The sequence below is a fragment of the Nonomuraea solani genome (genome assembly GCF_900108335.1).
Lineage (GTDB): Bacteria > Actinomycetota > Actinomycetes > Streptosporangiales > Streptosporangiaceae > Nonomuraea > Nonomuraea solani.
Genome location: NZ_FNVT01000063.1, coordinates 1 through 6831, shown reverse-complemented (window position 1 = coordinate 6831; position 6831 = coordinate 1). Strand labels below are relative to the sequence as shown.

General features: G+C 60.6%; 7 protein-coding genes and 1 pseudogene. 4 read left to right on the top strand and 4 right to left on the bottom strand.

Annotated elements, in window-relative coordinates; genetic code table 11:
- Window positions 1–249 (bottom strand): annotated as a pseudogene (locus C4V41_RS60410) (IS982 family transposase); the annotation flags it as partial.
- Between the two features lie 57 nt (window positions 250–306).
- A complete protein-coding gene (locus C4V41_RS62670; RefSeq protein ID WP_160150809.1) occupies window positions 307–468 on the bottom strand; it encodes a hypothetical protein in 162 nt (53 codons plus the stop codon).
- 945 nt (window positions 469–1413) lie between these two features.
- Between C4V41_RS62670 and C4V41_RS61585 the strand changes: the two genes are divergently transcribed.
- Both C4V41_RS61585 and C4V41_RS60405 read left to right on the top strand, forming a co-directional pair.
- The gene (locus C4V41_RS61585) at window positions 1414–2358 is read left to right on the top strand and encodes a hypothetical protein (RefSeq protein WP_146104307.1); all 945 of its coding nucleotides are present in this window, start codon (window positions 1414–1416) and stop codon (window positions 2356–2358) included.
- A gap of 382 nt (window positions 2359–2740) precedes the next feature.
- Window positions 2741–3193 carry a hypothetical protein gene (locus C4V41_RS60405; RefSeq protein WP_103965007.1) on the top strand — a complete coding sequence of 151 codons (453 nt, stop codon included), beginning with the start codon at window positions 2741–2743 and terminating at the stop codon, window positions 3191–3193.
- Here the strand turns inward: C4V41_RS60405 and C4V41_RS60400 are convergent.
- Complete coding sequence (locus C4V41_RS60400; RefSeq protein ID WP_103965006.1) at window positions 3190–3729, bottom strand: hypothetical protein; 540 nt, start codon at window positions 3727–3729, stop codon at window positions 3190–3192. The two genes, C4V41_RS60405 and C4V41_RS60400, sit on opposite strands and share 4 nt — an antisense overlap.
- Window positions 3730–4068: 339 nt before the next feature.
- On the opposite strand from C4V41_RS60400, the gene C4V41_RS60395 reads away from it, so the two are divergent.
- Both C4V41_RS60395 and C4V41_RS60390 read left to right on the top strand, forming a co-directional pair.
- On the top strand, window positions 4069–5826 hold the full coding sequence (locus tag C4V41_RS60395) for a hypothetical protein (RefSeq protein ID WP_103965005.1): 1758 nt from the start codon (window positions 4069–4071) through the stop codon (window positions 5824–5826).
- A 2-nt stretch (window positions 5827–5828) separates the two neighbouring features.
- Window positions 5829–6122: a hypothetical protein gene (locus C4V41_RS60390; protein ID WP_103965004.1), complete on the top strand. Its 294-nt coding sequence runs from the start codon at window positions 5829–5831 to the stop codon at window positions 6120–6122.
- An 8-nt stretch (window positions 6123–6130) separates the two neighbouring features.
- Here the strand turns inward: C4V41_RS60390 and C4V41_RS61580 are convergent, their stop codons facing one another.
- The gene (locus C4V41_RS61580; RefSeq protein WP_146104306.1) at window positions 6131–6634 is read right to left on the bottom strand and encodes a hypothetical protein; all 504 of its coding nucleotides are present in this window, start codon (window positions 6632–6634) and stop codon (window positions 6131–6133) included.
- Window positions 6635–6831 lie beyond the last annotated feature (197 nt).

Below are 6831 nucleotides of genomic sequence, written 5' to 3'. Positions count from 1 at the left end.
CGCGGCGCGCAGCCGTTTGTTGTAGCCGGATTGCTGCGGCAAGTAGGGGAACAGGCCCGTCAGGTGCTTGCGGGCGTAGCGCAGCCAATGCGCCTCGGAGGTGAACCCGAGCAGCGACTGAGCGACCGCGACGCACACCAGCTCGGAGTCGGTCAGCACCGGGGGCCGGCCCGTCCATCGCGGTCCCTTCAGCTCGTCGTCGATCTTCACGTACAGTGCAGTCAAGAGGGTGTCCAGGTCTTGCGTCACAACATGATCTTGGACGCCCTCTACTCATGCCTGATCATCGGGCCCAGGACATAGGACTTACTCGTCTAGTCCGTGCAGGTAGAGGATCCGTTCCGCGGACGGGTCCTCATTGATGAGCGAGACGACGTGCCGGGTCAGCTCGAAGCGGTTCGCGAACAGGTCGAGCGAGCGGTCAGGAGTCACCACGGACCTGGCCGGGCCTTCCTCGAAGATCGGCACAGTCAGCTCTGCATTGGTGCAAAACGCATGTGGTTCCCAACGAAGATAATAATGACAGCGGTTTGCTATGGTCCACGACCACGGGACAGGCCGCTCTGGGGCCAGCCGTCACTATCGGTTCTACACCGAGGCGCCGTTGACTGCCACCTCTGCCGGCGGGAGGGGGTATGGAAATCTAGATAACAATGGGACAATTGGTTGCTGTTGGCGCGATTGTCAATAGTCTAGTCAGAATGCTGACGATAATCCTGGAAATGAACTTAAGAGGCCGTTGTGCGATTTCTGTCCGGTTCGGGTTTGACGGGTTCGGGGCCTTTGCGCGTGTCATCCAGTTGGAGTATCTTGAACAGCTTCATGCAATCGAGATGCGGGAGATGGCTGGCTAGATCGTCCAGCTACCCGGCAAATCACTGTTGCAAGCCTGATCCAGGCTTGAACACATCACCGTCTGCTACCCGGACCCCGCCTTGGTCGCTGCGCGGACCAGCCCTGCAGTTCAGCAGTGGTCGAAGGCGTGACCGCGCCGAAATGATTAAACGGATCATGTGTGGGTGAGCCAGCCAAGACCTTTTCTGCATCCATGTGCCGCGTAGCGCGTCAAACGTCAGGCTTGACCGGCCGAAACGCTCGGGCCACGCTCGCAGGTCCATCCGTCCCGATGGAACTACGTATTTTGCTTTATCTCCATCTAACAGGCTAAGTGTTGGAATGGTGCGAGATATGCGATTTTCTTGGAGTACTACGTCTTCCATGTCAGAAGACATGGGCCGCAGTCAGCACTTACTCACTTGGATCGGTAGGGGCCAAGCAGCGAGACGGGATCTCCGACCGTGGCGACTGGCGCTGTCGCTCTTGTTGCTAGCGCTCGTCCTTGGTCTGTGCGGGCTGTGGCAGTACGAGAACGCCGCGCCAATCTTCCCCCGAGCGGCGACGCCCGGACGGATTGTGATCAATGTTCCACAAAATGATGATTGGGAATACGAGCCTACCGATGTCGAAATAAGCTTGACCGATCCCTCCGGTGTTCATCTGACGGTACTGATATATTCGCGGATTGCGGCAAAAAGTAGATTCGGTTCGTGTGTGCCGATAGGCGTGAGATTTTCGGAGATGCCGATATCTCACTTGGTTGACCGTTTGAAAGACATCAGGCAGGCGGCTGATACTAATACTGCTGCCTGGGCGCGAGGTCTGGACGTCTCGGAACAAATGTGTTTCCCTAATGGGGTTGGCCTGGTCGTCCTAGATGTCGTCCTGGAGGAGCCGCTCATCTTGACGCGCGGATCAGTAACGGATGTGCGGCTTCCTGGCATCGAATTAGTGGGCGGTCGAGATGCGTCGACGGCGCTGGCTGCGACATGGGAAGTTGACATGGAGGGCATGCCTGATGATCTCAAGCCAGAGGTGGTATCGGACGCATATAAGGGGCCTGGCCTCATCTGGGCGGCCACTGGGACGCCGCCTAACCCTTGGCGTAGCAAGGTATGGGATGCACAACCGCACGATTATCCAGAGACTCGTTACAACAAACTCGATGCTCAATTTGGCACTTTTATCTCGATTTCGACGGAGAAGGCCGCGGCTAGATCGATCTTCTGGGCGGGATTGTGGGCTGGAGCAGCCGTGTCGATCCTGGCATGGGCTGGTGAGGTGGCCTGGAAAGTGCGGGCCCGTCGACGCAACCGCCAGCAGACAGACCGAGAACAACTTGCCGCAGAGGTCGCCGCGCAGGTGCTGAAAGCTTTAGAAGAACGAGTGCGGTCCGAACGCACGGCGACACCTTCGCGAAATGCAGATAAGTACAGAAAGTGCTGGTCAATGCGCATTCTGTCGGCCGTCCAGAGAAAGTCCAAGAATAGTGGGGTAAAAGGCGGGCCTTGGTATTACTGATCTGCGAAGAGCGGTGCTTTGTGGGCCGAAAGGGTCGCGCATCACTAGTCAGTGCCCTGCGGCAGAGGCAGGGGCGCTCTGAAAAATTTTGCTGTCCTTCCTGTGTTGCCTGTGTCAAGAATATTGTTGCGATCGATGGGGCCGGCCCTGTTACGCCAAGCTCTGGCGCAGTAAAGGCGCCATTGCCGACGAAAATATGACGGGCTCAAGAATCGCGTCGCCGACTTTATGATTGAGGCGAAGGGTACGCGTGAAGCGTACCGCGACAGCGATTGTCTGTTCGGTTTTTGAAGTGTATCTGCGCAGGTTGCCGTTAGCTTCCAGTAGACCGGGCCTGGTTTATCCCTCGACACGCTGGATCCGGTGGAAGTACCGTCGGCTCATGCCGGAGTTCCACCCGGCCCTGGCCGAACAGGGACGTCAGGTCATCGCGCACGGGCTGGACATCACGCACGAGGCCGACCTGGTGCCGTTGTCCCGTGACGTCATAGAACACGATGTCGCGGCGGCATTGTTCGCTCACGAGGATCACGTGGAATGGGTGGTGTTCGAGTACGACACCGACTGGGTTTCGCTGGGCCATACCGCGGTCAAGACTGCGGACTTCCCCTTGCTCGGGCAGATGCGGCTCGACATCCGGCACGATGCCTGGGATCGCAGCCGAACCAAGCGTTGGAGCCCGACGGGCCGTCATCTCATCCACACGCGGGTTCTTCGTACCGAGCGGATCGCCCAGCTGCACGTGGCCGCACGAAGCGTTGGGACGCCGCACGGCTGGGCGATCATGGTCTGGCGAGGCCGGCGGGTGCCGGCCATCTCGGTGGGCGAGGTCTAGCAGATGACGCGCAGGTAGTGCAGCGAGTAGGCGTGTCTCCGCACTCGCGGGACGCCTTTGGCGAACCCGTCGACGACCCAGCGGTACTCTTCGCTGCCGGAGCGGGTGCAGTCCCAGGCTTTGCGCATCTCGGCGTACCCGCCGTGGGACCAGGCGATGGTGGTGCGGACGACGTTCTTCCAGACGCCGAGACCCAGGTAGCGCTGCAGGGTGAGTCGTGGTCCTTGCGGGGAATAGCCGGCGCCGGTGCACGACTGGCGGCCGACGCCTTCGACGTGCCAGCGGCCGTTGTACTTCTTGAACGAAGGGTCGCTGACGTAGAGCAGGCAGCGCCATGGTGCAGCGGCGGCGTTTCCTGTGGCGGCAGGCGAGCCGCCCTCGTACGTGGTGTCGCCCTGGGGGCCTGGGTTGTCCCAGGCGGGCACGAGTTCCGCGTGCGGTTGCGGAGTGGGGTCGGCGTGCGCGGCGGGAGCGATGAGTCCCGGCACGGCCAGACCTGATAACGCCAGTAAGGCGATCTTGCCTTGGATGCGCATGGTGCTCCATAGGTCGATGGGGCTACGCATGACCCAGGCGGCTATTGGGTCTGCAGGAGCAGATTTCTCCAACAGATGACACCCGATCCCAGGGATCGATATCAAGCAAGGTTAAAAACTGCGCATAGTCCCAGGTCGTGTGTGCTGCATCCCGTGATGTAGCACGTCCACGACGTGGACGAAGATCAGAGCAATGGGCCGGCGCTCAGACTCCATACCGCGTGATCCGGCCCCGCCAGCGGGTAATTCCGGTTGTTTATAGAGATATATGAGGCACTTACTGAGATCGGCTGAATGTGCTTAACTCCTGCCTTGTCATCACACCCCTGGGGAGGGGCCATGGGGGAGTTCGTTGGGATCGACCCCCGCGGCGCAGATCAGTTGATCCGTCAATTGGAGAGCGGAAAGGACATCCTGGGCCGCGCGCGGCGGGGTCTCGAGGCAGCCATCGCAGAGGCGGGTGCGTCATGGACCGGTGCTCAGGGTGCAGTCGCCATGCACAGGTCCTGGGCGTTCTTCGACGACAGCCAACGGGATCTCAAATGGCGGGTCGACACCCTCAAGCAGATGGTTCCAGGTTCGGGAACAGGTCTGATCAGCTCCTTCTTCGCCTTCGACAATGAAGCTCAGGCCGCTCAGCAGGGGAAAACTGACGCTGCGCCCATCTCTGAGGCGCTCAAGCGGCATGAGATCGAGAACACCGTGGCGAGCTGGCGCAAGGTGGCCGCAGCCACGGGCGTGACAAGAGAGAAGCTGAACGATCCTGCCTACGCCGCTTCCTTACTGGCTGCTTTGGGGCCGGAGAGATTCCGCGCACTCTTCATGCACTGGATGAAGGACAAGGGGTCGGCTGCGGATAGGGGGCTTCCGCCGGCCGTGCTTCAGCAGGGACGGGAAAGCCTGGGCCCACTGGCTGAGGCATACGCCAATGCCGAACGTGCGGGACGGCTGAGTGAGGAATGGCGCGGGAAGTTCATGGAGTCGACTCCGCCGGGTGTGCTGACCGCGCTGGTTGCGATGTCCAAGCCGTCAAGCGGACTCCTCAACCAGGTCGCGCAGCGCGTGTTGGGTCGTCCGCTGGGAGCAGATCTTCCGACGAGCCCCAATTGGAACCTGAACGCGCTGGTGGATGCGTACGACGTCGATCCACAGGCACTGCAAACGCTGCTGGCTGACAACAAGGACGCCGCCAGCTGGCTACTGCATCCGCAGCGAGCACGGATGAGCGGCATTGCCGGCCTCGAAGGCAAGCTTGCGGGCGTGCTGGACAAGGCGTTGAAATCAGGCGCCGGAGCAGACGGTGTTCGTGACCGAGCATGGTTCAACATCATCCGGGGGATGGGAGCCGAGGACACTCCCTGGATCGGTGGCTCGTGGGGTCCCATGAAGGATTCGCCGATCAGCGAGACCTTGGCCAAAAATGTGGCGCCCTATCTCGATCAACTTGCTCGGGGACAGTCCAAGCGGGACTCGCCGGAGCTGAAGGCGGCCTTCCCAACGTCGCCATGGGACGCCCTCGCCCCTGATGACGCTTCCCGGTTCATGGGCGGCTTGATGCAGGACAAGGACGCGGCAAACGCGTTGATGAAGGCATCGCAGGACTACACGTTGGGCTTGGACATCGGCCGGTTCCGGCCATTCGGGGATGAGGCCACGCAGGATCAGTACACCTCTCGTGCGGCGCTCGCCGGAGGCGCGGCGAACCTGATGCTGAGCGGCTCGACGCATGCGGAATGGACTGATGACGAATACGCGGACTGGCTCGCTGGTGTCGCGCTGCTGCCCATCTCCTGGGTCTCGAACAAGTACTGGCCCATCCAAGACGCCACGGTGGCCACCGGCCGAGATGCCGGGCTGGACGAAGCCAAGGATGGCCTCAAGGGGGCGATCACAGATTACTTTGACAAGAAGACTCCGGCCACAGCAGAGGACGTTGCGAAACGCATCGTGCAGAGACAGGCTGAGTGGGTGAATGAATCGCTGAACCAGCACGCTCAAAAGCCATTGACGGATGCCCAACAAAATGAGGTTCGAATGGCTTTCCGCGGGCGCCTTTACGATGCATTGCTCCAGGCGCTGAAACAGAGGGGAGGCTGAGCATGACGATCCCCAGCCAAAGTGAGCTGCTTCGGCAGGCTGCGGAAAAGGAGCTGCTCGCCAGAACCCTCCTTCGATACGCCGATGAGTTGGGCAACGTCTTTTCTGGCATGCTGGCAAGACCTCAAGGAGTCGACGCGTTTTGGAAGGGGCCGGCCGCAGGTCGTTTCACCTCTCAGGCTGCGCAATTGCACCGCGAGATGGGCGTACTTCGGGAAAGCTGCACGTCCACAGCTGAGCGCCTTCGCAAGCAAGCCCAGCTCGCGCGTACCGAGGCGGCCCAGCTGCCCAGCTAAGGCTGAGGTCATCTGCTGGGTTCGTAGCAACTGGTCTTGCCGACGATCATGATGTTGGGCTTCTGCTCATTGCGCACGGTTATCAAGAATGTGATCCCGGTCGTCGGGTGCTGCAGTACAGCCATGCCTAGATTCTCGTCTCGAAGATCCAGGTTATCCACAATGGTGTCGTAGCCTCGCAAACCAAGTCCGCTCGCCATCAACCCTGCCGCGTTGCTCGGCGACTGCACATATGGCGGGCCTTTGAGGTCGCCCTGAGCGCGATAGAAACGCTGAGCTTGGCCTTTTAAGCATCCTACTTCGCTGTCCTGACCTGCTCGTTCGGTCGCGGTGGCGGCACCTGTAGCGGCAAGATCCTGCGAGGCCAGTAGCTTGTCGCCGTCCGCGATGAGCAGTTTCGCGGCCTCGTCCAGGGTGGGCCTCTCGGGGGCTCCTGCACAGCCAGTCACAGCCACCACGTAAACAAGTCCCGCGGCGATAGACAGTCGGCGTCGGCGAATATCTTGGCGCACGCCCCGGACACTACCCAAGCTCTACTCCTGCGTACACCTTCTATGCCCGCTATGCACTGACACAACGAATTGAGGTGCCCAGGAGATTCCGGACAGTCGGCCACATAAGCTGACTGAAGTCTGGAAGAGGTAGGTACGTGACGAGGCGTCGTAGGCGGTTCTCGCCGGAGTTCAAGGAAGAAGCCATCCGCATGGTG